This window comes from Mesorhizobium sp. P2_D5 (assembly GCF_056404355.1).
This window is the reverse complement of sequence record NZ_JBFUEE010000004.1, coordinates 460,568-485,013: the sequence shown is the minus strand read 5'-3', so window position 1 is coordinate 485,013 and position 24,446 is coordinate 460,568. Positions and strand designations below refer to the sequence as shown.

Here is a 24,446-nt window from a genome sequence, read left to right as displayed (position 1 = left end):
CATTCAGGGCTCGCAAGCCAGTTAATGAACATGGTGAACCGTTCGTAAACCTTTTCTGCCTACCGTCTGCATGGGGCCAGGAGCGTTCTGGCAAGGGGCGTAAGCAGGCGGCAATGGTTGTTTCGCATTTTTTGAGATGGATTTGCACCGCCAGGGTCTCGGAGCGCGCCGCCGCGGCCAATGCGCTGGCTCGGGCCTACGTTAATTCCGACCTGCCTTTCGAGGACCGCTGCGCCGCCGAGGCGGCGCTGACGCTGTTGCTTGACGACGCTTCGTCGAAAGTGCGGCTGGCGATGGCCGAAGCGCTGTCGATGAGCCAGCACGCGCCGTTGCAGATCATCAGCGCGCTGGCCTGCGACCAGCCGGAAGTCGCCGGCGTGGTGCTGGCACGTTCGCCGCTGCTTACCGACGCCGATCTGATCAACCGAGTGGCCAGCAGTCCGAAGGTGACGCAAAAGTTGATCGCCGACCGGCCGTTCGTCTCGATGGCGCTGTCGGCGGCCATCGCCGAGATCGGCGAGGCGGAAGCCTGCGCCGTGTTGCTCGCCAACAGCGGCGCCGACATCGCCTCGCTCAGTTTCCGCCGCATGGCCGAACGCCACGGCCATCTGCCCCTGGTGCGCGAAGCCCTGATATCGGATGCCCGCCTGCCTGCCGACTGCCGGCACATGCTGCTCGTCAAACTCGGCGAGATGCTGAAAACGTCGCCGCTGGTCATGGCCTTGATGGGCGCGGCGCGAGCCGATCGCGTCATGCGCGACGCCTGCGTCAAGGCTTCGGTGACGCTGATCGAAGGCACGCGCCAGGAAGAACATCCGGCGCTGATCGAGCATCTCAGGCTGCGCGGCGATCTCACTGCGAGCTTCCTCATCCGCACCATCACGCATGGCAAGGTCGATTTCTTCGGCTCGGCGCTGGTCGCGCTCAGCCAGCAATCCGAACAAAGGGTGAGGGCGCTGCTGGCCGGCGGGCACGATGTGGCCTTGCAGGCGCTGTTTCGCAGCGCCGGCCTTGCCGCCGTCACGCATGCCATCATCCTGCGCGCACTGAAAATCTGGCGCGAGGTGGCCAACGGCAAGCGTGTCGCCGGCGTTCAGGAGGTCAGCTGGCTGATGCTGAAGGAATTGGGCGGACAGTCAGCGCAAAGCGATCTCGCCACACTGGTCAAGTCGATCCATCTCGATGCGCTGCGTGAGAATGCGCGTGGTCACGCGCTGGCGATCGCCGCGGCCTAGCCTTTATCCCCCGCGAAGAAATCGGGAAAATCTTCCATCGCCGCGGCAATGATGCGCAGCGATGCCGCGATCTGCAGCATCTCGCTGGTGGCGTTGCGCTGCGCGATGCTCGTCGCATATTGCCGGGCGACGGCGATGGTCGACGTTTGCGGATCGCCGGGTGCGTGGAAGAGCAGTTCCCGCGCCAGCCCCCTCAGAAAGTTGGCGATCGAAAGCGCGGTCTCGGATGGGATGGCATGGCCCTGGCTTGCGTCGCGCAGCCGCAGGACTTCCAAGCCGACGGTGACGGCGGCGACGCCGCCGCCCAGAACCGCATCGCCTTTCCTGCCGGCATTCCGCACCAGGGGCATCAACTGGTTGATGCGGTCATAGGCGAGGCTCTCGAAGGCTGAACGCCTCGGCACGCGCTCATGTAGGCAAAGTCGCGCCAGATCTTCGCGCATGGCGCGCACGATGCGGTTGGCCGCAAGCCACGGATCGGCGGGCAGCACGAGGATGAAGACACCGATAGCCAGCAGGATGCCGACCAGGACCGACGCCGAACCTGCGAAGAACGGTGCGGGATCGTAGGCCATCGCCTGGTGCGGACTGAGGAAGGCGAGGAAGTTGATGGCGAAGGCCGTCGCCACGCCGACATGGCGCGGATTGGCCATGGCGAGCGCCGTCGGCACCAGGATCGGCACGACAAGCAGCATGAACCAGCCGAAGCCGGGCAAAGCGGGCAACGCGACCTGACCGACGAGAAAGGCAAAGGGAAGCGCCAGCAGCGTTCCCTTGAAGAAGCCCCAGGACACTTGCACGGGGTCGGGGCGAGCGGCAAACAGGCTCGACACGACGGCAACGAGAATGACCGTGCCTGCGGTTTCCGACCATTTCGTCGTTAGCCAGAAGGCCGTGACCAGCAAGGTGGCAAGAGCAGCGCGCACCGCATTGCGCGATGCGCCGGCGTAGTCACGGTGCACCACCAGCGCGGGTTGCCTGCTGCCCCGGACAGGACGGGTAACAGGCGCGCGCAAGGCGTCGAGGCCGCGCAGCACCTGCTTGAGCGCCTCGGCGAAATCGGCGGCGATGGTGAGGCGGGTGATGGTGCCGACCCTGTCGTCGCCCTGATCGGTCGAGGCATCGGGCATTTGCCGGGCCTTGACCGAGATCGCGTCGAGCCGGGCCACCCAGGGTGCGGTGTCGTCCAGCGCGCCGGGTTTGGCGGCCAGTTCGCTGACAAGGGCCTGCAACTCCGAGCGCACCGGAATGAGCGCTTCGTTCTTCGGGGCGGCGTGCGAATGCAGCGCGCGCGCCGCCGACAGGGCCGAGAGCAGCTGCCCAATAGTGCGCCGGACCGGATGGGCGCGCGGCGCGAAGCTCGCCGTTTCGAGCCTGGCGTAGGCGCGCATCTCGCCAAGCGTCTGGGTGTCGGCGACCAGCTTTCGGTGCATGCCCGACAGGATCGCCGGATCGCCGCCGGAGAATGCGCCGCCGGCATAGGTGGCAAGATCGAGGATGCAGCGTTTCAACCGCGAGATGATGGCGTCGCTGGCCAGTTTCGGCAGGATCAGCCGGCTGGTCAGGCCGGCGCAGACAATGCCGAGCACGATTTCGGCACAGCGCGCGACCGCGAGGTCGACGACGACGTGCGGCTGTCCGAAGGCAGGCAGGCCGATGATCATCGCGGTGTAGCCGGCAAGGGCGGCACCATAGGCTTCGGGATTGCGCAGCAGCGACGAGACGAAGGTGCAAATGCCGATCCAGACGGCAAGCACCGTCACCAGCACCCAGGGGCTGGTGCCGAAGATCGTGGTGATGCCGATCGCCGCTATGCCGCCGGCAAGCGTGCCGAGCAGCCGGTAGAAGCCTTTCGCCAGCACCATGCCAGCGACGGGCTGGGCGACGATGAACACCGTCATCATGGCCCACTGCGGGTGGTCGAGCTCAAGGGCGTAGGCGACCAGAAGCGCGATCAGGCCGGCCGAAACCGTGCGCAGCGAGAAAATCCAGTCCGAACGCGTCGGTTGCGTCAGCCCGGCCAAACTGGTTTCGAAATAGCCTTTCAGCCGCGCCCAGGTCACATGCCGGTCTCCGCAAGTCGAGCCTGTTATGGACCGGCTGGCGGCTAGATATCCAGCACTTCCGTCTCGGCGAATTCGGCGCGTTCCTGGATGAAGCGGAAGCGGGCTTCAGGCTTGGTGCCCATCAGCGCGTCGACCGCGTCCTTGGTCGCGGCCTCGGCGTCGATGACATCGATGCGAAGCAGCGTGCGCTTTTTCGGATCCATGGTGGTTTCCTTGAGCTGCGCGGCCATCATCTCGCCCAGACCCTTGAAGCGCCCAAGTTCGACCTTGCCGCGCCCGGTGAACTCGGTGCGCAGAAGCTCGTCCTTGTGTGCGTCGTCGCGGGCATAGGCGACCTTGCCGCCTTGCCGGATCGAGTATAGCGGCGGCACCGCCAGAAAGAGATGGCCGCCCCGCACCAGCGCCGGCATCTCCTGGTAGAAGAAGGTGATCAGCAGCGAAGCGATGTGGGCGCCGTCGACGTCGGCGTCGGTCATGATGATGACGCGGTCGTAGCGCAAATCCTCGTCGCGGTATTTCGACCGCGTGCCGCAGCCGAGCGCCTGGATCAGGTCTGAAATCTGCTGGTTGCCGGCAAGCTTGTCATTGCCGGCGCTGGCGACGTTGAGGATCTTTCCGCGCAGCGGCAACACGGCCTGGCTGGCACGGTCGCGTGCCTGCTTGGCCGAGCCGCCGGCCGAGTCGCCTTCGACGATGAACAGTTCGGCGCCGGCCGCGGCATTCTGCGTGCAGTCGGCGAGCTTGCCCGGCAGCCGCAATTTGCGCACCGCGCTCTTGCGCGACACCTCTTTTTCCTGTCGCCGGCGCACCCGCTCGTCGGCGCGCGCGATCACCCATTCGAGCAGCTTAGAGGCTTCCTGCGGATTGTCGGCCAGCCAATGGTCGAACGGATCGCGGATCGCGGTCTCGACAATGCGGATTGCCTCGATCGTCGCCAGCCTGTCCTTGGTCTGGCCAACGAATTCGGGCTCGCGGATGAACACCGACAGCATGCCCGCCGCCGAGATCATGACGTCTTCCGAGGTGACAATCGAGGCGCGCTTGTTGCCGACGAGATCGGCATAGGCGCGCAGGCCGCGCGTCAACACGTTGCGGAAGCCGGCCTCGTGGGTGCCGCCTTCGCCGGTCGGGATGGTGTTGCAGTAGGAATTGATGAAGCCGTCGCCGCCGAACCAGGTCACCGCCCATTCGAGCGAGCCATGGCCGCCTTGCCTGTCGCTCTTGCCGGCGAAGATTTCGCGCGTCACCTGGAATTCGTCGCCGAGCGATGCCTTGAGATAATCCTTGAGGCCGCCGGGAAAATGGAACTCGGCCTTGGCCGGCGTCTGGTCCTTTTCCTTGATCAGCGACGGGTCGCAGGTCCAGCGGATTTCGACGCCGCCGAACAGATAGGCTTTCGACCGCGTCATGCGGTAGAGCCGCGCCGGCTCGAACGCAGCGCCCTTGCCGAAAATCTGCTCGTCGGGGTGGAAGCGGATTTTTGTGCCGCGCCGGTTGTGAACCTCGCCCAACTGTTCCAGGCCAGTTACCGGGACGCCGCGCGAAAAGCGCTGGCGATAAAGCTGGCGGCCGCGCGCGACCTCGACCTCAAGATGGTCCGACAGCGCGTTGACCACCGAGACGCCGACGCCATGCAGGCCGCCTGATGTCTCGTAGACCTTCGAGTCGAACTTGCCGCCCGAATGCAGCGTCGTCATGATCACTTCGAGCGCCGGCTTCTTGAATTTCGGATGCGGATCGACCGGAATGCCGCGGCCGTTGTCGGTAACGGCGAGATAGCCGTCGGCAGAGAGCTCGACATCGATGAAGGTGGCATGGCCGGCAACCGCCTCGTCCATCGAATTGTCGATGACCTCGGCGAACAGGTGGTGCATCGCCTTGTCGTCGGTGCCGCCGATATACATGCCTGGCCGGCGCCGCACCGGCTCCAGCCCTTCCAGAACCTCGATGTCGGCGGCGCTATAGCCCTCACTGCCATCCTTGGTCGCGGCGGGACGCCTGGTCGCCTGCACCAGCGGATCCGCCGGGCGCGCCGGTGTGCGGACCGGTTGCGGCTGCTTGTCCAGATTGCCGAAAAGATCGTTGTTGTCGTCCATGCCTGCCATAGAGTCCAATGCTGCGAATCACCTCGCGATACTGGCACGCTTTTCAGCGCCAAGCGACCGAGGTTCCTGTTCCGTTCGGGGAATTGCCCGTCCTAGCCGAGAACCATTCGATAACCAATCCGGCGGAAATAGGTCAAATGCCACCGCGTTGGATTCCTGATTCTTTAACAATGCCGCCTAGCATGAGCCCAACAAAACAAGAAACTGCGGGCATCAGGGGTTTCGGGCGTGAGGGGCAAGGCCATATCGATGATCGGCATCGCCGCCGTTTTTGGCGCGATATCGATCTTTGCCGCGGATTTCTGGGTCAAGAGCCAGGCCAGGGCAGATAGCGAAGCGAAGACGGCGTCGATCCCCGCGCCAGTTGCACCCAAGATCGAGTTCAAGACCATCGTGGTGGCCAATGCTCCGTTGCGCTATGGCATGGAGCTCGACCGCACGAAGCTCAGCGAAATTCCCTGGCCGCAGGATTCCCTGCCGCAGGGTGCCTTCCCGACCATCGATGGATTGCTTGGCGACGGCAATCGCGTGGTGCTGACGCCGATCGAGGTCAACGAGCCGGTGCTGCTCACCAAGCTGTCGGGGCCAAATGGCCGCGCGACGCTCTCGAACATGCTGACGCCCGGAATGCGAGCGGTGACCATCCGAACCGACGAGATTGCCGGTGTCGGCGGCTTCGTCACGCCGGGCGACCGGGTTGACGTCGTGCTGACCCGCGATGCCGGCGAAATCCAGGAGGTGGCCAAGAACGCGCAAGGTGCCGCCGGTTCGACCATCACCTCCGAAATCGTCGTCTCCGACGCCAAGGTGCTGAGCGTCGGGCAGGGCGCCGACGAGCGCCAGACCACGCCGCAGATTGCCAATTCCGTGACCATCGAGGTGACCACCGAAGGCGCGAAGAAAGTGGCACTTGCCCGCACCGTCGGCTCGCTGTCGCTGTCGCTCCGCTCCGCCAGCGAAGGCGATGACGGCAAGAACGGCGTCACCACCATCTCTTCGTTCGGCGGATCGGTCGCCTCCAACGTGCAGGCCGCGGCCAGTTCGTTGTTCAATGCCGTGGCGAAAGAGCCGGAGAAACCGAAATTCAAGACGGTCATCGTGACGCGCGGCACGAAGGCAGAGGAATACCAGGTTCCTTCGCCGGACCAGCAATAGAAACCAGTGGGGACTGGGTGAGGGACGGGACAATGTTCGGGCTGATTGCATATCGGGTCATGGGACGGTTGCGCGTGTTGCGCACCGTGGCTGTGGCGGCTTCACTGGCTGCCGCAGGGATGCTGGCCTTCGGCGCCTCGGCAAGGGCCGACAACGACATCGTCTATGTGTCGACGACCAAGAATGCGTCGATCAAGGTGGCCAAGGGCAAGCCGAAGACGATCATGACCAGCGCCGCCTTCTACCAGATTGTCATCGGCGATCCGGAGATCGCCAACGTCAATCCGCTGACCGACAAATCCTTCTACGTGCTCGGCAACAACCTCGGCACCACCGGCATTGCGCTGTTCGATGAGAAGAAGCAGCTTGTAGGCACCGTCGATATCGAGGTGACGCTCGACACCGACCAACTGGCCAGCACCATCCGCGCCAGCGTGCCGGACGCCAGGATCAAGGTCGGCTCGGCCAATGGCCGTGTCGTGCTGTCGGGCGAGGCCGATGACGCGGTCGCCGCCGAAAAGGCAAACAAGATCGCGACGCGTTTTTCCGGCGCCGAGGAGGTGATCAACTCGGTCAACATCTCGTCGTCGCAGCAAGTCCAGCTCAACGTCCGCTTTGTCGAGATCAACCGCCAGGCGGGTCAGGATCTCGGCGCCAAATACAGCGCAAATTTCGCCTACGGCCTCGGCGGGCGCGACGTCACCATCGATCCGGGTGCCTTGCCGGGGGCCGGGACCGGCGAGATCATCGGCCGTTTGCTGTCGGACGGTGTGTCGATCGATATCGCCATCAAGGCGCTGGAAGAGCGCGGCCTGGCCCGCCGGTTGGCCGAACCGAACCTGATCGCCCGTTCCGGCCAAACGGCAAGCTTTCTCGCCGGCGGCGAATTTCCGATCCCGGTCTCCGAGGACAACGGCAAGATCTCGGTCAGCTACAAGAAATATGGCGTCAGCCTGGATTTCACGCCGACGGTGCTGAAGGACGGGTTGGTCAGCCTGGACATCGCGCCGGAAGTCTCTTCGATCGACGCGTCGGCCTCCTACAATATCGGCAACATATCGGTGCCCGGCTTCATCGTGCGCCGCGCCAGGACGTCGGTCGACCTGAAGAACGGCCAGAGTTTCATGATCGCCGGATTGCTGCAGTCGCAAAACGACATCACCACGTCGCGCATTCCCGGCCTTGGCAAAATGCCGGTGCTTGGGGCGCTGTTTTCGTCGAAATCCTATCAGCGGCGCGAGACCGACCTGGTCATGATCGTGACCCCCTATCTGGTCAAGCCGGTCGATCCGTCGAAGAAACTCATCGTGCCGACCGACGGTACGCAGGCGGCCAGCAACGCCGACTACTTTCTCAACAACACCGACGAAGTGAAGACGTCCGACGCCAATCGCGCGCTGGCGATGGCCGGCGGCACTGTCGCGCAGCCGGCTACCGTTACCACGGTCGGGCATTTCCTCGACCTGCCGAAGGACTGAAACCATGCGTCTGGTCTTGAGATCGAGCATCGCCTTGCTGCTGGCCGGCTTCGCCGCCGGCTGCACCAGCGACGACTATGTGCGCACCGAAGGGGTGACGCCGGCCGCTGGCAATGCGCAAGCCGCCGACACCGTCATGCAGATGGTCGATCCCTGGAAATACGGTGTCCAGAACACAAAACTTCTCGTCCCAGCCCAGCGCGGCGACGCGGTGGCCATCACTCCCGATCAGGCGGCCGGCGCGAAAGCGTCGCAATCCACGACAGGCAACTGATCCAACAGGCGGCGACCGGACAGGCTGACAGAATGGCAAACGGCATCAAGACCAGGAAGATCCTGCTCGTATCGACCGACAGGACCTTTGTGCAGGACACGCGGACCGCATTCGCCGCCTCCGAGGTCATCCAGCTGTCGACAGTGGAAAAGAATGTCGCGGAGCTGCGCGGCGAGATCCAAGAGGCCGATTTCGGCGCCATCATCGTCGACATGGATGCGGCAAGGCTGGAGGAGGTCGAGTCGCTGCAGCGGATCATGCGCCGGCTGGAGGACAAGGTGCCGGTCGTCGTCGTTACCCAGGAGTTCAATGCCGCCGCGGTGCGCATCCTGGTACAGCTCAAGGTCGCGGATTTCCTCGTCAAGCCGATCACCACCGCCGACCTGGTACGCTCCGTGGTGCGGGCTCTGCAAGGGCCCGGTCGCGAGGAAAACACCGAGTCGCAAATCTACACCTTCATGCCGGCCGCGGGCGGCGTCGGCACCACGACGCTGGCACTGCAGACCGCCTTCCAGTTGCATCACTCGGTGACGCGCGGCGCGTCGACTTGCGTGGTCGACCTCAATTTCCAGCAGGGCGCCTGTGCCGAATATCTCGACCTCGAACCGCGTTTCGACATCACCGAGATCGAGAACCAGCCCGAACGCCTCGACCGGCAACTGCTCGACGTGATGCTGTCGAAGCATGCCAGCGGACTTTGCGTGCTGGCGGCGCCGACGCATCCGGCGGAAATGCGCTCGTTCAAGACCGATGTCGTGGTGCGCATGCTGGACCTCGTTTCGGCCTATTTCGACAATGTCGTCATCGACATGCCGCGCACCTGGTTTCCGTGGACGGAAACGGTGCTGCTCGGTTCCAACAAACTCTACATCGTCGCCGAAATGACGGTCCCGTGCCTGCGCCACACACAGCGTCTGATCCAGGCGGTCTACGAGACCGCCGGCAAGGAAGTGAAGCCGAACGTCATCGTCAATCGTTTCGAGCAGAAGATGTTCGACAACGGCATCAAGCAGGCGGACGTCCAGGAAATCCTCGGCGAGCATTTCGTTGGCGGCATTGCCAACAACTACCGGCTGGTGCGCGAGGCGGTCGATCGGGGCGTGCCGCTGCACGAGATCGACCCGAACGCCAATGTCGTCAACGATCTGAAGAAGATCATCCTGCCGGAGGAAGCAGTCCAACCCCGGGCGAAATCGCGCTCGCTGTTTGGCATGGGCCGGGGATTGCTTAAGAGGAAGGCCGGATGACCAGCCGCTTTTCCACCCTGCAGAACCGCGATGCGCGTCCGCAGCGCGCCGCCGAGCCGGTGCCGGTCGCGCATCATGCCGTCGTCATTCCGACGAACCGAAAGGCTTTGACGGCAAAGCCGGAAGCCGCACCGGCAAAGAATGCCAACAAGGTGCTCGATGCGCGCGTGCGTATCCACCGGCTGCTGCTCGAGGAGATCAACCTTGTCGCGCTCGAGCGTTTGCCCAAGGATGAGATGCGCCGGCAAGTATTTGATTTCGTGTCGGAAAAGACCAAGCAAGAGCGGATGGCGATCAACACCGTCGAGCTTGACGCGCTGGTCGACGACATCGTCGACGAGATGGTCGGCCTCGGTCCGCTGGAGCCGTTGCTCAAGGATCCCGACATCAACGACATCCTGATCAACGGCCACCAGAACTGCTTTGTCGAAAAGAAGGGCAAGCTGCAGCCGGTCCATATTCCGTTCAAGGACGAGGCGCATCTGCTGCGCATCGTCAACAAGATCGTTGCCGCGGTCGGCCGCCGCGTCGACGAATCACAGCCGATGGTTGACGCACGCATGCTGGACGGCTCGCGTTTCAATGCGGCCATCCGCCCGGTTGCGGTCGACGGGCCGCTGGTGTCGATCCGCAAATTCTCCAAGAACAAGCTCGGCCTGCACAAGCTGGTCGAATTCGGCGCCATCACGCAGAACATGGCCGAAGTGCTGGCGGCGGCCGTGCATGCCCGCAAGACGACGATCATTTCGGGCGGCACCGGCACCGGCAAGACGACCATGCTCAACGCGCTGTCGGCATTCATCCCGGAAGATGAGCGTTTGATCACCATCGAGGACGCGGCCGAGCTGCAGCTGCAGCAGCCGCATGTGGCGCGCATGGAGACGCGTCCCGCCAACATCGAAGGCCATGGCGAACTGAAGCAGCGCGATCTGGTCAAGAACGCGCTGCGCATGCGCCCCGACCGCGTCATCCTCGGCGAATGCCGCGGCGAGGAGGCCTTCGACATGCTGCAGGCGATGAACACCGGCCACGAAGGATCGATGGCGACCATCCATGCCAACACGCCGCGCGACGCCATTTCGCGCCTCGAGCAGATGCTTGGCATGACCGGCATGCCAATGACGGTGCAGTCCATCCGCAGCCAGATCGCCAGCGCGCTCGACCTTATCGTGCAACTGACGCGCCTGTCCGACGGCAAGCGCAAGGTGACCAGCGTCGCCGAAGTGACCGGTATGGAAGGCGACGTCATCCAGATGCAGGAGATCTTCCGCTTCGTGCGCACCGGCATGGACGCCGACGGCAAGATCCTCGGCCACTATGAGGCGACCGGCATCCGGCCGCGTTTTCTCGAGGATTTGCGCGCCATGGGCATCGAGTTCCCCGGGCGATACTTCGAACCCGGCCGGCCGCAGGAGTAGTCAGGTGTTCGACGGGCTCAGCGCGATCTATGTCGTCTATGCCGCGGCGGCACTTACCGGCATCCTGATCGCCGAGGCCTGCTACCTGCTCTATGCCGGCCGCAGCGACAAGCGCACCGCCATCAACCGGCGCATGAAACTGCAGGAAAACACGATCAGCCAGGAGCAGGTGTTGGTGCAACTGCGCAAGGAGCGCGGCCTTGACGCGGGTACGTCGCTGTTCTCGCCGGAACGGTTCCGCGCCTTGCGAACCCAGTCTGGCATGGTCATGCCGCTGCCGAAATTCCTGATGACCACCTGCGGCGCGGCATTCGCCGCGGCTCTGGCCGCCATGTGGTACGGCTTGCCGCCGCTACTCGGGCTCGTCTTGTTTGTCATGCTTGTGCCGATCCTGCCGGTGATGACGCTGCGCTTCAAACGCGGCCGCCGGCTGAAGCGGTTCGGCACGCAACTGCCGGAGGCACTGGAACTGATCACGCGCGGCCTGAAGGCCGGCCATCCGGTGCCGGTGGCGGTCGCCATGGTGGCGCGCGAGATGCCCGACCCGATCGGCAGTGAATTCGGCGTCATCGCCGACGAGGTGACCTATGGATCGGACCTGGTTTCGGCCTTGAACTCGCTGTTCGACCGGGTCGGCCATGAGGACCTGCCGCTGTTCGTCACCGCCGTCTCGATCCAGAGCAGCTCGGGCGGCAATCTGCGCGAGATCCTCGACGGCCTGGCGTTGACGATCCGCGAGCGTGGCAAGCTGCGCCGCAAGGTGCGGGCCATTTCGACCGAAGGCCGCATGTCGGCCTACATTCTGACGGCGATACCAGCACTGCTGTTTGCCGCCATCATGGCGCTGATGCCAGCCTTCTACCGCAACGTCTGGGGTGAGCCGCTGACCTGGTACCTGATTGGCGGCTCTGTCGCCTGGCTAATGCTGGGCAATCTGATGATGTTCAAGATGTCGAATTTCAGGTTCTGACATGCAAGCCTTCATCGAATTCCTCGCCTCGCTTGCGCCGACCTCGTTGATGCCCGTAGCCATCCTGTTGCTGGCCGTGGGCGCCGTCGCGGTGGCCTGGCCGATGGTGGCGGCGAAGGGCGACCGCAACGACGTCATGCGCCGGCTCAAGGTGGATCACGGTGCGGTGGCCGCGAAGCCCGAGCCGGTGCCGAAGAAGAATACCAGCATTGTGCGCGAGAAGGCGGTGAAGAGGGCGCAGGAATTCTATGCCAAGAGCGATCCGGAAAATGTCGCCCGGCTGCGCATGACGCTCATCCAGGCGGGCTACATGGAGCCGCGCGCCGTCGGCATGTTTTTCCTCGTCCGGTTCATTGCGATGATCGGCACGGCCATCGGTGTCTTTGTGCTCAACCAATGGATGGCCAGTCCAGACGCGACGATGGCCAGCCGGTGGACGTTCGTGATCCTTTCGGGAGCGGCCGGCTACTTCCTGCCTGGGCTGGTGCTGAGCCAGAAGGTGCGGGAAAAGCGGCGCGAATACCGCAACGGCTTTCCCGATTTCATGGACCTGATGATCGTCTGCTCGGATGCCGGCATGAGCATGGAGGCCGGCATCGAGCGCGTTTCCAAGGAACTCGCCAAGACCTATCCCGCGCTCAGCCAGAACCTGCAGCTTGTGTCGCTGGAGCTGAGGGCAGGGCGCAGCCTCGACGATGCGCTGAAGGCGCTTGCCGACCGCCTCAGCCTGGACGAGGTGCGTTCCTTCGCCACGCTTCTACAGCAGTCGAAGGAACTCGGCACCAGCCTGTCGGGCGCGCTGCGCGTCTTTTCCGATGAAATGCGCCACAAGCGCATGTCGCTGGCCGAGGAAAAGGCGCACGCCCTGCCGGCCAAGATGTCGGTGCCGGTAACGGTGTGCATCCTGCCGGTGGTGCTGATGATCGCCATCATCCCGATCATCGTCAAAATGATGACGGAGCGCTAGGAAGCGCGTCCCTCGAACGCCCAGTCCAAGCCGTGTCTTGCACGCGGCCCGGTCAAGATCCTCTGGCCTGCACCGGGTGGTTAATGGCTGGTGTGCCCAAAGCTTAATTTTGAGCGTGTTTCGGCACCGAAGTTTAATCGCCTTTCCTGTAATGTGTTTCCTGAAGAACGACCCGGCAAATCGGGCGATGAGGCAGGGGCATGCGTCACAGTAATTTCACGGCAATGGCTGCGGTGGCGGCCGTCTTAATGATGTCTGGTTGTACGACGAGTGGCGTCGACACCACCAAGACCACGGCCATCCAACCGGTGGCAAAGGACATCGATACTTCCGATCTGGCGCAAGGCAAGGCGCAGTTTCGCGACGCCAATTACGGCCTCGCCGAACAGCACTTCCGCAAGGCCGTCGAGTTGAAGGCCGACAATGCCGAAGCCTGGATGGGGCTCGCCGCTTCCTATGACGAACTTGGCCGCTTCGACTTCGCCGACCGAGCCTACGACCAGCTTCTGAAAGTCGCCGGCCGCAAGCCGCAGATCGTCAACAACATGGGGTATTCGCAACTGTTGCGTGGCAATCGCAAGAAGGCCAAGGCGCTGCTGCTCGAAGCGAGGGCCGGCATGGCCGATCCGACGGTCGTCAACGCCAATCTCGCCCTCTTGAACAAGGGTTGATCTGGTCGTCGCGTCCTGGAGCCGGATGATTTCAGGTCGAATCGACCTGACACCTGAATCCGCGTCTAAATCAAAGGGATAGAGCAAGATGTCGTCCGAAAATCGCTCACACTTTTCGGCATCATGCTCCAGGGTGCTGTTTCGGGACACAGGGCATGGACGCTTTGTAAACCCTATGCGCAGGTTGCGTCGGAAGACCGGCTGAAAACCCGTATCCGAGGGCTGCCGCTGACCTAGAATGCAGTGCAACCGCCGACTCTCGAGAGGCCCTCGCCCAACATGTTGGACTTCAGTTCGCTCCTGCTCGCGGCCGCGCTGTCGGGCACATGCCTCAGCGCTACCATGTTTGCGATCTGGTTCACCGCGCCCAAGGCACGCTTTGTGCTGACTGTGGCGTGCGGCATTCTGGTGCTCGTCGCGCATGTGATCCTGTTCTGGCGATACACCAAGGAGCCCGATCCGGTGCTCTGCCAGATCGTGCTTGCGCTGCTCAGCCTGGGGTTCCTGATCCTCTGCCTGTCGGCCATGCAGTATCTCGGCGTGCCCAGCCACAGACGTGCCGTTGCACCGACGCTCGCCGCCATGACTATTTGCGCGGCCGTGACCTCCATCGGCCTCGACGGTGTCGGCTTCATCATCACCTACGCGACGGTGACAGCGCTGCTCTCGGCGATCGGCGCCATGTTCTGGATCAACGGCAGCCATGATCGCCGGATCCTGCTGGTGGTTTCGTTTCTGAGCGGCACCTGTGCGGTGTCGTTTGCGCTCTGTGGCATGGTTTTGCTGGGCAGGGGGCAGTGGGCGCTCGCGATCGCGCCCGACAATTGGGCCGAAAGGCTGAACTCCGTCGTGGCGGTGGCCTGCATGACAGGGCTCGGCGCCTTGACGCTCTCCCTCCACCATCTGCAAGCACAGATCGAACTGAAGGCCGAGACCATGACCGACCCGCTGACCGGGTTGATGAACCGCCGGGGATTAATGTCGCTCTATGGCGAGCGGAGTTTCGGTCCATTCATGTCCGTCGTCATGTTCGACCTCGACCACTTCAAGCGGACGAACGACGTCTACGGTCACCCGGTCGGCGACCAGGTGCTGTGCCGCTTCGCCGCCGTCATCAAGAAATATGCCCGGACCGGCGTCGACGCCTTTCGCCTGGGCGGCGAGGAATTTGCCGTCGTCATGTCGCGGATGACGGAGGAAAGGGCCTACGACCTCGCCAGCAAGATCGGCGTTGCCTTCGGCACCGAAATCGTTGCCACCCCGCTCGGCCCGTTGCGCAGCACGGTCAGCGGCGGCATCGGCTTTGGCGAGGCCGATGGCCGCAGCCTCGACGAGGTGCTGGCCGAGGCGGACATAGCGCTCTATGCCGCCAAGCGCGCCGGGCGAAATTGCGTCATCAGCCGCAAAGGCATGAGCAAGGCCGAACCGGGCAAGCCGGCCTTGCGCTCAGCGTAGTTACTCGGCCGCACCCAGATAATCCGACAGAGGCGGGCAGGAGCAGACCAGGTTGCGGTCGCCTGCAACATTGTCGATGCGCGACACCGGAGGCCAGTATTTTGCTGCCGTGTCGGCGTCACCGGCGGGATACGCCGCCTCCAGACGCGAATAGGGATGGGTCCACTGGCCGGCCAGCGCCTCGGCGGCGGTGTGCGGTGCGTTGACCAGCGGATTGTCGGCCAAAGGCCAGTCGCCCCTGGCGACTTTCGCTGCCTCTCCGGCGATGGCGATCATCGCCTCGCAGAAGCGGTCGAGTTCCCGCTTGGGCTCGGACTCGGTCGGCTCGACCATCAGTGTGCCGGCGACCGGGAACGACATGGTCGGCGCATGGAAACCATAGTCGATCAGGCGTTTGGCGACATCGTCGACACTGATGCCTGCGCTCTCCTTGAGCACGCGTGTGTCCAGGATGCACTCGTGGGCAATGCGATCGTGCCTGCCCTTGTAGAGGAGCGGGAAGTGCGGTGCGAGCCGCGTCGCCACGTAGTTTGCCGAGACGATCGCCGTCTCGGTCGCCTGCTTCAGGCCGGAAGCGCCCATCATGCGGATGTACATCCAGGTAATCGGCAGGATGGAAGCACTGCCGAAGGGTGCGGCCGACACGGCATGCGCCGAGCCTTCTGTGACATGACCCGGCAGATAGGGTCTTAGGTGCGCCCGTACGCCGATCGGGCCGACACCTGGGCCGCCGCCGCCATGCGGAATGCAGAAGGTCTTGTGCAGGTTCATGTGGCAGACATCGGCGCCGATGTCGCCGGGGCGAGCGAGGCCGACGAGGGCGTTGAGGTTGGCGCCGTCGAAATAGACCTGTCCACCATGCTCATGGATGAGGGCGCAGAGATGGCGCGCGCCTTCCTCATACACGCCATGCGTCGAGGGATAGGTGAACATCAGCGCCGCGAGATTCTTGGAATGCTCATTGGCCTTGGCCCTCATATCGTCCATGTCGATATTGCCATCCTCCAGGCAGCGCACGACGACGACGCTCATGCCGGCCATCGCCGCGCTCGCAGGATTGGTGCCATGTGCGGAAGATGGGATAAGGCAGATGGTGCGATGGCCTTCGCCGCGCGAGCGGTGATAGGCGCGGATGGCAAGCAATCCGGCATACTCGCCCTGGCTGCCGGCATTGGGCTGCAGGCTGACCGCGTCGAAACCGGTGATCTCAGACAGCCAGCCTTCCAGTTCGCCGGCCATGGCGCGGTAGCCGGCCGAATGGCTGGCCGGCGCGAACGGATGCAGGTTGGCGACGCTTGGCCAACTCACCGGCATCATCTCGGCGGCGGCGTTGAGCTTCATGGTGCAGGAGCCCAGCGGGATCATGGTGCGGTCGAGCGCCAGATCCTTGTCGGCCAGCCGGCGCAGGAAGCGCATCATCTCGGTTTCCGACTTGTTCTCGTGGAACACAGGTTGCGTCAGAAACTCCTTGCCGCGCGGCTTTCCCGGCACCGTGCTGTCGGCCGAGGGACCAGCCTTGGCGCCGAACAATGCCGCGATTGCGTCGAGATCGGCGTCGGTCGAGGTCTCGTCGAAGCTGATGCCGATATGGTCGGCATCGACGACGCGCAGCAGCCGGCCGGTCTTTTCGGCCGCAGCGGCTATCTGCGCCGCCTTGCCCTTCGCCTCCACCGTCACCGTATCGAAGCGGCTGGCGCCGATCACCGCCACGCCTGCCGCCTCGAGGCCGCCTGCCAGGCGGTTGGCCAGCGCGTGGATGCGCCCGGCAATCGCCTGCAGCCCGGCGGGGCCGTGCCAGATGGCATAGGCGGTCGCCATGTTGGCGAGCAACGCCTGCGCGGTGCAGATGTTGGAGGTCGCCTTGTCGCGGCGGATATGCTGTTCGCGTGTCTGCAAGGCAAGCCGGTAGCCTGGCCGGCCCTTGCTGTCAGTCGACTGGCCGACCAGGCGGCCGGGCATCAAGCGCGTCAGTCTGTCGGCGACGGCGCAATAGGCGGCGTGCGGGCCACCAAAGCCCATCGGCACGCCAAAACGCTGCATCGGGCCGACGGCGATGTCGGCGCCGAGCTTTGCCGGCGCGTCGGTCAGCGTCAGGCCGAGCGGGTCGGCGATGAACACGACCAGTGCGCCGGTGGCGCGCGCCTTGTCGATCGCTGCCTTGTGGTCGCCATAGACGCCGAACGTGTCTGGCCAGGAGACAAGCAGGGCGGCGGTGTTGTCGTCGATCGCCTCGCCGTCGATCTCGATGCCGAGCGGTTCGGCGCGGGTGCGCACCACGTCCAGCGTCTGCGGATGTGGCGTACCGGCTAGCGCCACCTTGGTGCGCTTGTCGCGGTGATGCCGCAAGGCGATGCCAACCGCTTCGGCGACCGCCGTTGCTTCATCGAGCAGCGAGGCCGACGCCACCGGCAGGCCAGTCAATTCGGCGACCAGCGTTTGAAAATTGAACAGCATTTCGAGCCGGCCCTGGCTGATCTCCGCCTGGTAGGGCGTGTAGGCCGTGTACCAGGCTGGGTTCTCGAACAGGTTGCGCTGGATGACCGGCGGCACATGGACGCCGTGGTAGCCGGCGCCGATGAAGCTCTTCAGCACCGTATTTTTCGCCATGATCGCCGACAGTTCGGCGAGCGCCTCCGCTTCGCTGGCCGGAGCAGGCAAGGCGAGCGGCTGGTCGAGGCGGATCGATCTCGGCACGGCCTGGCTGATCAGCGTCTCGATCGAGGGAACGCCGATGACGGCGAGCATTGCTCTGGTGTCGTTGACGCCCGGGCCGATGTGGCGGGCCATGAAGGGGTAGGGTGCTGCGGTCATGTGTCTAGGTCCTGATGTCAACCGATATGGGCTTTATAGGCGGCCTCATCCATGAGGCCGGCGAGTTGGCTTTCGTCGGCGAGCTTCATCTTCCACAGCCAGCCGGCGCCGGTCGCCGCCGAATTCACCAGCGACGGGTCCGACGACAGCGTCCCGTTGGCCTCGGTGATCTCGCCGTCGACGGGCGCATAGACGTCGGAGGCCGCCTTGACGGATTCGACCACCACGGCCGTATCGCCCTTGGCCAGCTTCTTTCCCGTCTCGGGCAGTTCGACGAAGACGAGATCGCCAAGCTGCTCCTGGGCGTAGTCGGTGATGCCGACGGTGGCGATGCCGCCCTCGACACGGAGCCATTCGTGATCTTCGGTGAAATAGGTTGTTGCCATCGGATTTATCCTTTGCGGTAGCGATGCGGTGTGAAGGGCAGGGAACTGATATCGACTGGGATCTTCGTGCCGCGCACATCGGCGAAAACCCGTGTGCCGGGCTTTGCCAGTGGCGTTGCGACATATCCCATGGCGACCGGATGACCGGCCGAGGGGCCGAAGCCGCCCGATGTGACATGGCCGGCAGGATTGCTGTCGGCATCAAACAGCGCGGCGCCGGCGCGCACCGGCTGGCGCCCGTCGGGCTTCAGCCCGACCCGCTTTTGCGCCGGTCCCCGCTCCACGGCGGCGCGCAGGGCGTCGGCGCCGATGAAAGCGCCGGTAGCGCGGATTTCTTTCGGGATCGCCCACATCAATCCGGCGCTGGCCGGGTCGGTCTCCGGCGTGATGTCCTGGCCGTGCAGGCAGAGCCCGGCCTCCAGCCGCAGGCTGTCGCGCGCGGCAAGGCCGATCCACAGTACGCGTTCATCGCCGAGCAATTTTGCGACGAGGTCGCGCGCATCGGCCTCCGGCAGGCCGATCTCGAAACCGTCCTCGCCGGTATAGCCGGAGCGGCTCATGAACCAGTTCTGCCGCGGTTCGACACCATGCATGAACAGCAGCGAGCCGGTCTCGATGCCGGCGCGGGAAAGGGCGGCCCAGGCTTCAGGGCCCTGGATGGCCAGGAAGACACGGTCGAGCGGCTCGACCTTGACGTCAAAATCCGCGGCAAGCGCACGCAAATGCTTTTCGTCGGCCACGGCGTTACCGGCGTTGGCGACCACCATGAACCTGGTATCGCCCAGCCTGGTGACGATCAGGTCGTCCAGGATGCCGCCTGACTCATTGAGGAAGAAGGACAGTTTGGACTGCGAGATTTCGAGTGCGGCGGCATCCAGGGGACAAGCGCGGTTGAGCAGCGCAACCGCCTCCGGCCCACTGACCTCGAACAGCTTCATATGCGAGATGTCGAAGAGGCCGGCATGCTCGCGGGTGTGAAGATGCTCCTTCATGACGCCGGCCGGATAGGTCAACGGCATCGACCAGCCGGCAAAGGCGCCAAAGCGCGCACCAGCGGCCACATGGATATCTTCGAGGGGAAGGTGTTTGGTGTCGTCGCCCGTCATGTCATCTCCAGAGTCGCACGCAATCGGTCGCGAATGGCGACCAGTCCGTGCCCCTCTGTCTGAAGCCTGAGAGACTCGCGCAACCGGAACTCTGTCAGCGGCGCTTACACCTTCGGCGCGGGGGCAAGCCCCGACTTTCCAGAGTGTCTTTCCCGTCTACGGTTCTTTTGCCTGAGAGATTTCGGGCGATTTCCCCTTCGGCGACAGCTTTCGCTGTTCTCTCCCGCAAACAGGTAGGACTCGCAAGAGCCCTCGACTCGTCATCCATAGCCTGTCGACGACACATTGTCACCTGTCAGCGACGTCTTTGATGCATGTCGTTTTCCCAGGGTGACATGCATTGGCTGACAAGTCTTCGCTAACCACGCCGTTTGCCGGTTTTTCAAGACACTGCTGATATCGTGGCGGCGGTGAGGCTTTTGGGCAGGCGCTTGCCGGCAGCGGACGGGGACGACAAATGGGCGAATTGATCATGAGCGCGCCGGTGGCGGGGCTGGCCTCGAAAAGCCGCATCACCAGGGAAGACGTGGCCATGTTGCGCCATGAAGTGTTCGGCGACGGCGTGGTGACGCGCGGCGAGGCCGAGGCGCTGTTCGCGCTGGACGCCACGGCCAAGGACAAGTGCCAGGAATGGCCTCCGTTCTTTGTCGAGGCCGTCACCGACTACATCGTCCACCAGGAGAAGCCGTCCGGCTACATCTCGCAGGACAATGCCGACTGGCTGATCCGCACGATCTCGCGTGACGGCATGGTCGACAGCCGAACCGAACTCGAGCTGCTGGTCCATGTGCTGGAAGAAGCAAGATCGTCGCCGAGCCAGCTTTGCGTCTATGCGCTGGAGCAGGTCGCCCACGCCGTCATCGACGGCAAGGGGCCGTTGATGCTCGGTGGTGCGTTGGTTCCCGGACTGATCGCCAAGGCGGAGGTCGAGCTTCTGCGCCGGATCCTCCACGCCCATGGCGGCGAAGGCAACATCGCCATCACCCGCGCAGAGGCCGAGGTGCTGTTCAAGATCAACGAGCGCACTGCTCAAGGACAAAACGATCCGCCCTGGAACGATCTGTTCGTCAAGGCGATCGCCAATTTCGTCATGTGCTCGGCCGGCTATGAGGCGCCGACACGCGATGTGGCGCTGCGCCGTGATGCCTTCCTCGAGCACGCCGATCCGGAAATCGGCGGTTTCTTCAGCCGCATGGTCTCCGGTGGCCTCGCCGGCATGATGGAGGCCTATCGCTCCCCCAGCGACATCGAAGCCGAGTGGGAAGCCAAGAACAGGGCGGCCGAGGCCCTGGCCCGCCGCGCCGAGACGATCGATGCCGGCGAAGCCGGCTGGCTGATCGAGCACATCGGGGTAGGCAGGCCTTTGTACGAGAACGAACGTGCGCTGCTGACGCTGATCAAGCACGCGTCACCGGAGATTCACCCGGCGCTTAAGCCGCTGCTCGACAAGGTTGCCTGAACCGGCGGGCAGCGCTCGCTACTCCCCCGGGCCGATCATTATTTTGCGGTGTGCGAATCAGATTCCACCGTACCAGTCGTAGCCATTGTCTTCCCAATAGCCGCCCCTGCCGCCGCCGACATTGGCGAAGCCGTCGACCAGCTCGATCTTGTAGAGATATTTCGGCATCTTGTAGCCGAGCTGACGCTCGACGCGGGCCCGCAGCGGCGCACCGTTCTCGACCGGCAGCGGCTTGCCGTTCAGGCCATAGGCAAGGATCGTCTGCGGGTGGCGGGCATCGATCAGGTCGATAGTGCCGTAATATTTGATGTCGCCCGACAGGCTGCGGTCGATCGTGTCGAGGCAATGGAACATGACGTAGCGCGCCTGCGGCTTGACCACTGCCTGGTCGAGCACCAGCGACAGCGGCGTGCCGGTCCATTTGGCGATGCAGCTCCAGCCTTCGACGCAGTCATGACGGGTAATCTGGGTGCGGCTCGGCATGTTCATCAACTGCTCGCGGCTGAGCGACAGCGGCTTTTCGACAAGGCCCGAAACCTCCAGCCGCCAGTCGGCGAAATTGTTGGCGAGCAAGCCCTTGTAGACGTCGTCATCGGGAGCCGTGACGCCGTTCGGCCGCTGCGGCTGGCGGATGTCGGCCTCGGTGAACTCCGGCGCCAGCGCGTCGCGTCCGGCGAGCAGGCGTTGCGCCCGGTATGTCAGGCCGTTGGCGTTTTCGAGGAAGCTGCGCAGGCCGCTGCCAATGCTCAGCTGGCTGTCGAAGGCGTCGCAGCCCGACAGCATGATGCCGGAGGCGCCAAGGCTGGCGCCCGTCAGGAATTTCCGGCGGCTGATCTCGAACTTCGCCATGTCAAGCACTCCTCTCGGTGGAATTGTCGTCGCGTGCAGGAGGATCGGTGCGGTACCAGCCGGTGATGATCGAGCGCAGTTCGTTGATCGGGCCGGCAGCCAGGATCATCAGGATGTGGACGATGAAGAAAGCGACCAGCAGCACCATGACGGTGAAATGGATGGTGCGCGCCGTCTGCCGGCCACCGAGCAGATCGTTGAGGAACGGCAGCACCGAGTCCATGCTCGGCGACATCGCGAGGCCGGTGATGATCATCAGCGGCAGCAGCACGAACAGCACGCCGCCATAGGCCATCTTCTGCAGCGTGTTGTATTCCCGCGTGTGGTGAAATTTGAGCTTGGCGTGGTCGACGATGTCTTGCGGCAGTCGCTTGAGATCGTTGAGGCGCGGCGCGAGATCGCGGCGCAGATGGCCGTTCACGGTGCTGGCGACCAGCCAGACAATCAAGGTCGTGGTCAGTATCCAGGCAAAGAAGAAATGGATGACGCGAGCGGTGCCCAGATCATAGTAGGACGGGATGGTCGCCCAGGATGGGAAGCCGCGCGCCGTTTCCTGGCCTGCCGGACCCGACCAGCCGAGCACGCCCGTCGTGTCGAAACGATGTCCGAAGACTTCGGTGTAGCCACGTGCACCAGCGTTGGTGTTCTCGGCGCCAATGGCGAAGATGGTGTTGTTGTAGTCGAAGCCCGACTGCTTGCCGATGTAGAGCTGCGGGCGGGCGTTGAAGATCTGCAGGCCGGAAAGCAGCATGAAGAACAGAGAGATGGCCCAGATCCAATGCGTCAGCCGCGTCCAGCGCGACTGGCGATAGATCAGCGTCTCATCCTTCGACGCGGCAGGGTCCGCTCCGGCGGTGGGTTGGCTTCTGGCAACCGATTCCATCTTGTCTCGTCTCCCGGCCTCGCGGCGTGACCTGCACGCTCATTGTCCTCCTGATACGTCGCTAACCAAACCGATGTTTCATCCGATCACGGAATTATTACGGGCTGCCCAGACTGACGGCGAGATTGACGGCTGCGGCGACGATGACCGTGTTGAAGAAAAACGACAGGATCGAATGGACGAGCACGACACAACGCATATGCGTTGTCGAGATGTTGGTGTCGGCAGTCTGCGCGGTCATGCCAATGACAGCCGAGAAGTAGAGGAAATCCCAGCCTTCCGGCCGCTTGTCGCCCGGGAACAGCAGCCCGCCGACAGGGATCTTCTTCTTGGTCTCAGCGTCGACCGCATCGCCGTCCATCCAGTAGACATGGGCATAGTGGAGCGCTGCCATGGCATGCATGGTGAACCAGCCGAGCGGGATCGACAACAGCGCGAAGCCAAGCTCGACAGGATGGCCCCTGTCCTTCTGATTGATCAGCAGGAACAGTGAAACAATGGCAACGACGACCACGACCAGCGTTACAGCGAAGATAACCAGCACCGGCTGGTCGGTGGCGCGCGCGTTCTTGCTGAGGTAGCGACCGGTAAGCCTTGGCATCTGGGCGACGACCAAAATGACATAGACGGCGAAGAACGCATTGGTGCCGATCGAATAAGGGAGTGGCGCGCGCAACAGCAGCGCAGCCGCCAGTGCGACGGCCCCTGTGCCGGCCGCCACGACGAATTGCTTGTGCCGATGCATTGGTGAATTGATCGAGGTGTCGGTGACCATGGCCCAGCTTTCGAAAAGCGCCCGGATCAGTCCGGTGTGGCGGATTTGAGCGCCCGCCGCAAGATGCGGTCAAGTTCACCGAGAAACCGCGAACGGTCCTGCGGCGCGAAGCTGGCATTGTAGCCCTTGCTTTCGCCGGTCTCGCGCAGATGCTGCTTGAGATCGCGCATCGCCACTGCCATGCCGATCGTTTCGGGTGTGAACGGGCGCCCGGTGGGCCCGAGCACATGGGCGCCGAGCGCCACCGCGCGGGCAGCCAGCGGAATGTCCGATGTGATCACGATGTCGTTGGTCCGCGCATTATCGACGATCCAGTCATCGGCGGCGTCGGCGCCCTTGGACACCACGACGTTGCGGATCATCGGATCGCGCGATGGCCGCAGGCCACCATTGGAGACGTAGGTAACGACGACGCCATGGCGCTCGGCGACCTTTTCCACCTCGGCCTTGACTGGGCAGGCATCGGCGTCGACGAGGATGGCGGGTGCAGGCATTTATTGTTCCAAAAGACATGGGGCCGGGCGATTTCGGCCGGCCCCATGGAGATAATCTGATCGGTTGTTACGCCGGCAAGGCCCCGGACTTCTTCGCAGTCCAGGTCGCCATATAATCCATCAGGCCGGGATTGAGGCAGTCATAGGGTTCCAGCCCGATTGACCTCAGCTGCGCGCGGATGCCGTCCATTCGCTTCGGGTCGACACCGGATTCGATGATCGACGAGACGAAGGCAGTGAAGCCCGGCGGCGACCAGCCGTCTTCCTGGAAGCGCTCGGGGTGGATGAACGACAGGCCCTTGAACGGGTGGTCGCGCTCGACCGGCCCGTGCATGTGGACGCCGCAGCCGGTGCAGGCATGGCGTTGGATCAGCGCACTGGGATCGACCACTTTGAGCTTGTCGCCGTTCTCGGTGACGGTCACATCGGCGGTGCCGGCCACGGCAACGACCGAGAACAGCGCGCCCTCCGGCTTCCAGCATTTGGTGCAACCACAAGCATGGTTGTGGGCGATCTGGCCCTTGACCTTCACCTTGACCGGCTTGCTGGTGCAGGCGCAAACCAGCGTGCCGCCGGCAAAGCTTGCACTCTCCTTGGGCAAGCCATTGTCGATTTTCGGATGCAGTTTTTCCGGCATTCTTT

The 24,446-nt window shown here is 63.7% G+C and carries 21 protein-coding genes and 1 riboswitch; of the genes, 11 read left to right on the top strand and 10 right to left on the bottom strand.

Annotated elements, in window-relative coordinates:
- Window positions 1-113 precede the first annotated feature (113 nt).
- Window positions 114-1,235, top strand: a complete 1,122-nt coding sequence (locus tag AC1DYW_RS20000) for a DUF2336 domain-containing protein (protein ID WP_477227362.1) — start codon at window positions 114-116, stop codon at window positions 1,233-1,235.
- On the opposite strand, the gene AC1DYW_RS19995 is transcribed toward AC1DYW_RS20000, so the two are convergent.
- A complete protein-coding gene (locus tag AC1DYW_RS19995) occupies window positions 1,232-3,298 on the bottom strand; it encodes an FUSC family protein (protein ID WP_477227361.1) in 2,067 nt (688 codons plus the stop codon). The two genes, AC1DYW_RS20000 and AC1DYW_RS19995, sit on opposite strands and share 4 nt — an antisense overlap.
- A gap of 44 nt (window positions 3,299-3,342) precedes the next feature.
- On the bottom strand, window positions 3,343-5,397 hold the full coding sequence (parE, locus tag AC1DYW_RS19990) for a DNA topoisomerase IV subunit B (RefSeq protein WP_477227360.1): 2,055 nt from the start codon (window positions 5,395-5,397) through the stop codon (window positions 3,343-3,345).
- A 237-nt stretch (window positions 5,398-5,634) separates the two neighbouring features.
- Between parE and cpaB the strand changes: the two genes are divergently transcribed.
- The 9 genes from cpaB to AC1DYW_RS19945 all read left to right on the top strand — a co-directional run bounded on the left by cpaB (window position 5,635) and on the right by AC1DYW_RS19945 (window position 15,041).
- A complete protein-coding gene (gene cpaB, locus AC1DYW_RS19985) occupies window positions 5,635-6,561 on the top strand; it encodes a Flp pilus assembly protein CpaB (protein WP_245331172.1) in 927 nt (308 codons plus the stop codon).
- A 32-nt stretch (window positions 6,562-6,593) separates the two neighbouring features.
- Complete coding sequence (locus AC1DYW_RS19980) at window positions 6,594-8,039, top strand: type II and III secretion system protein family protein (RefSeq protein ID WP_477227359.1); 1,446 nt, start codon at window positions 6,594-6,596, stop codon at window positions 8,037-8,039.
- Window positions 8,040-8,043: 4 nt separating this feature from the next.
- A complete protein-coding gene (locus AC1DYW_RS19975) occupies window positions 8,044-8,313 on the top strand; it encodes a hypothetical protein (protein ID WP_477227358.1) in 270 nt (89 codons plus the stop codon).
- A 32-nt stretch (window positions 8,314-8,345) separates the two neighbouring features.
- Window positions 8,346-9,560: a CpaE/TadZ family protein gene (locus AC1DYW_RS19970; RefSeq protein ID WP_457151890.1), complete on the top strand. Its 1,215-nt coding sequence runs from the start codon at window positions 8,346-8,348 to the stop codon at window positions 9,558-9,560.
- On the top strand, window positions 9,557-10,978 hold the full coding sequence (locus tag AC1DYW_RS19965) for a CpaF family protein (protein ID WP_477227357.1): 1,422 nt from the start codon (window positions 9,557-9,559) through the stop codon (window positions 10,976-10,978). The genes AC1DYW_RS19970 and AC1DYW_RS19965 overlap by 4 nt, the downstream gene beginning before the upstream one ends.
- A gap of 4 nt (window positions 10,979-10,982) precedes the next feature.
- Window positions 10,983-11,948 (top strand): type II secretion system F family protein, encoded by a 966-nt coding sequence (locus AC1DYW_RS19960; RefSeq protein WP_477227356.1) that lies wholly within the window; start codon window positions 10,983-10,985, stop codon window positions 11,946-11,948.
- Window position 11,949: 1 nt separating this feature from the next.
- On the top strand, window positions 11,950-12,915 hold the full coding sequence (locus AC1DYW_RS19955) for a type II secretion system F family protein (protein ID WP_095087885.1): 966 nt from the start codon (window positions 11,950-11,952) through the stop codon (window positions 12,913-12,915).
- A 200-nt stretch (window positions 12,916-13,115) separates the two neighbouring features.
- The gene (locus AC1DYW_RS19950) at window positions 13,116-13,586 is read left to right on the top strand and encodes a tetratricopeptide repeat protein (RefSeq protein ID WP_095087887.1); all 471 of its coding nucleotides are present in this window, start codon (window positions 13,116-13,118) and stop codon (window positions 13,584-13,586) included.
- Between the two features lie 279 nt (window positions 13,587-13,865).
- The gene (locus AC1DYW_RS19945) at window positions 13,866-15,041 is read left to right on the top strand and encodes a GGDEF domain-containing protein (protein ID WP_477227355.1); all 1,176 of its coding nucleotides are present in this window, start codon (window positions 13,866-13,868) and stop codon (window positions 15,039-15,041) included.
- Here AC1DYW_RS19945 and gcvP read toward each other — a convergent pair whose 3' ends face one another.
- The 3 genes from gcvP to gcvT are packed head-to-tail and all read right to left on the bottom strand — an operon-like array spanning window position 15,042 to window position 19,344.
- Window positions 15,042-17,852, bottom strand: a complete 2,811-nt coding sequence (gene gcvP, locus AC1DYW_RS19940) for an aminomethyl-transferring glycine dehydrogenase (RefSeq protein ID WP_477227354.1) — start codon at window positions 17,850-17,852, stop codon at window positions 15,042-15,044.
- Between the two features lie 17 nt (window positions 17,853-17,869).
- Window positions 17,870-18,238, bottom strand: a complete 369-nt coding sequence (gcvH, locus tag AC1DYW_RS19935) for a glycine cleavage system protein GcvH (RefSeq protein WP_095088133.1) — start codon at window positions 18,236-18,238, stop codon at window positions 17,870-17,872.
- Between the two features lie 5 nt (window positions 18,239-18,243).
- Window positions 18,244-19,344 carry a glycine cleavage system aminomethyltransferase GcvT gene (gene gcvT, locus AC1DYW_RS19930; protein WP_457151448.1) on the bottom strand — a complete coding sequence of 367 codons (1,101 nt, stop codon included), beginning with the start codon at window positions 19,342-19,344 and terminating at the stop codon, window positions 18,244-18,246.
- A gap of 149 nt (window positions 19,345-19,493) precedes the next feature.
- Window positions 19,494-19,580: riboswitch (glycine riboswitch) on the bottom strand.
- 221 nt (window positions 19,581-19,801) lie between these two features.
- Between gcvT and AC1DYW_RS19925 the strand changes: the two genes are divergently transcribed.
- Window positions 19,802-20,803 carry a hypothetical protein gene (locus AC1DYW_RS19925; RefSeq protein WP_477227353.1) on the top strand — a complete coding sequence of 334 codons (1,002 nt, stop codon included), beginning with the start codon at window positions 19,802-19,804 and terminating at the stop codon, window positions 20,801-20,803.
- 57 nt (window positions 20,804-20,860) lie between these two features.
- Here the strand turns inward: AC1DYW_RS19925 and AC1DYW_RS19920 are convergent, their stop codons facing one another.
- From AC1DYW_RS19920 to gfa, 5 genes are all read right to left on the bottom strand, one after another.
- A complete protein-coding gene (locus AC1DYW_RS19920; RefSeq protein WP_095087897.1) occupies window positions 20,861-21,652 on the bottom strand; it encodes a molybdopterin-binding protein in 792 nt (263 codons plus the stop codon).
- A 1-nt stretch (window position 21,653) separates the two neighbouring features.
- The gene (locus tag AC1DYW_RS19915; protein WP_457151450.1) at window positions 21,654-22,535 is read right to left on the bottom strand and encodes a cytochrome b/b6 domain-containing protein; all 882 of its coding nucleotides are present in this window, start codon (window positions 22,533-22,535) and stop codon (window positions 21,654-21,656) included.
- Window positions 22,536-22,632: 97 nt separating this feature from the next.
- Window positions 22,633-23,310 carry a DUF1345 domain-containing protein gene (locus tag AC1DYW_RS19910; protein WP_095087901.1) on the bottom strand — a complete coding sequence of 226 codons (678 nt, stop codon included), beginning with the start codon at window positions 23,308-23,310 and terminating at the stop codon, window positions 22,633-22,635.
- Window positions 23,311-23,336: 26 nt separating this feature from the next.
- Entirely contained in the window at window positions 23,337-23,804 is a 468-nt protein-coding gene (locus AC1DYW_RS19905; RefSeq protein WP_095087903.1) for a YaiI/YqxD family protein, read from the bottom strand.
- A gap of 67 nt (window positions 23,805-23,871) precedes the next feature.
- Window positions 23,872-24,441 carry an S-(hydroxymethyl)glutathione synthase gene (gfa, locus tag AC1DYW_RS19900; protein WP_457151451.1) on the bottom strand — a complete coding sequence of 190 codons (570 nt, stop codon included), beginning with the start codon at window positions 24,439-24,441 and terminating at the stop codon, window positions 23,872-23,874.
- Window positions 24,442-24,446: the final 5 nt, after the last annotated feature.

Coding starts and splice junctions, on each gene's coding strand:
- AC1DYW_RS19920 (WP_095087897.1), bottom strand. CDS start 21,652: ATGGCGAAGTTCGAGATCAGCCGCCGGAAATTCCTGACGGGCGCCAGC.
- gcvP (WP_477227354.1), bottom strand. CDS start 17,852: ATGACCGCAGCACCCTACCCCTTCATGGCCCGCCACATCGGCCCGGGC.
- AC1DYW_RS20000 (WP_477227362.1), top strand. CDS start 114: ATGGTTGTTTCGCATTTTTTGAGATGGATTTGCACCGCCAGGGTCTCG.
- AC1DYW_RS19905 (WP_095087903.1), bottom strand. CDS start 23,804: ATGCCTGCACCCGCCATCCTCGTCGACGCCGATGCCTGCCCAGTCAAG.
- AC1DYW_RS19925 (WP_477227353.1), top strand. CDS start 19,802: ATGGGCGAATTGATCATGAGCGCGCCGGTGGCGGGGCTGGCCTCGAAA.
- AC1DYW_RS19945 (WP_477227355.1), top strand. CDS start 13,866: ATGTTGGACTTCAGTTCGCTCCTGCTCGCGGCCGCGCTGTCGGGCACA.
- AC1DYW_RS19955 (WP_095087885.1), top strand. CDS start 11,950: ATGCAAGCCTTCATCGAATTCCTCGCCTCGCTTGCGCCGACCTCGTTG.
- AC1DYW_RS19965 (WP_477227357.1), top strand. CDS start 9,557: ATGACCAGCCGCTTTTCCACCCTGCAGAACCGCGATGCGCGTCCGCAG.
- gfa (WP_457151451.1), bottom strand. CDS start 24,441: ATGCCGGAAAAACTGCATCCGAAAATCGACAATGGCTTGCCCAAGGAG.
- AC1DYW_RS19980 (WP_477227359.1), top strand. CDS start 6,594: ATGTTCGGGCTGATTGCATATCGGGTCATGGGACGGTTGCGCGTGTTG.
- AC1DYW_RS19950 (WP_095087887.1), top strand. CDS start 13,116: ATGCGTCACAGTAATTTCACGGCAATGGCTGCGGTGGCGGCCGTCTTA.
- AC1DYW_RS19910 (WP_095087901.1), bottom strand. CDS start 23,310: ATGGTCACCGACACCTCGATCAATTCACCAATGCATCGGCACAAGCAA.
- gcvH (WP_095088133.1), bottom strand. CDS start 18,238: ATGGCAACAACCTATTTCACCGAAGATCACGAATGGCTCCGTGTCGAG.
- AC1DYW_RS19915 (WP_457151450.1), bottom strand. CDS start 22,535: ATGGAATCGGTTGCCAGAAGCCAACCCACCGCCGGAGCGGACCCTGCC.
- parE (WP_477227360.1), bottom strand. CDS start 5,397: ATGGACGACAACAACGATCTTTTCGGCAATCTGGACAAGCAGCCGCAA.
- AC1DYW_RS19970 (WP_457151890.1), top strand. CDS start 8,346: ATGGCAAACGGCATCAAGACCAGGAAGATCCTGCTCGTATCGACCGAC.
- gcvT (WP_457151448.1), bottom strand. CDS start 19,344: ATGACGGGCGACGACACCAAACACCTTCCCCTCGAAGATATCCATGTG.
- AC1DYW_RS19975 (WP_477227358.1), top strand. CDS start 8,044: ATGCGTCTGGTCTTGAGATCGAGCATCGCCTTGCTGCTGGCCGGCTTC.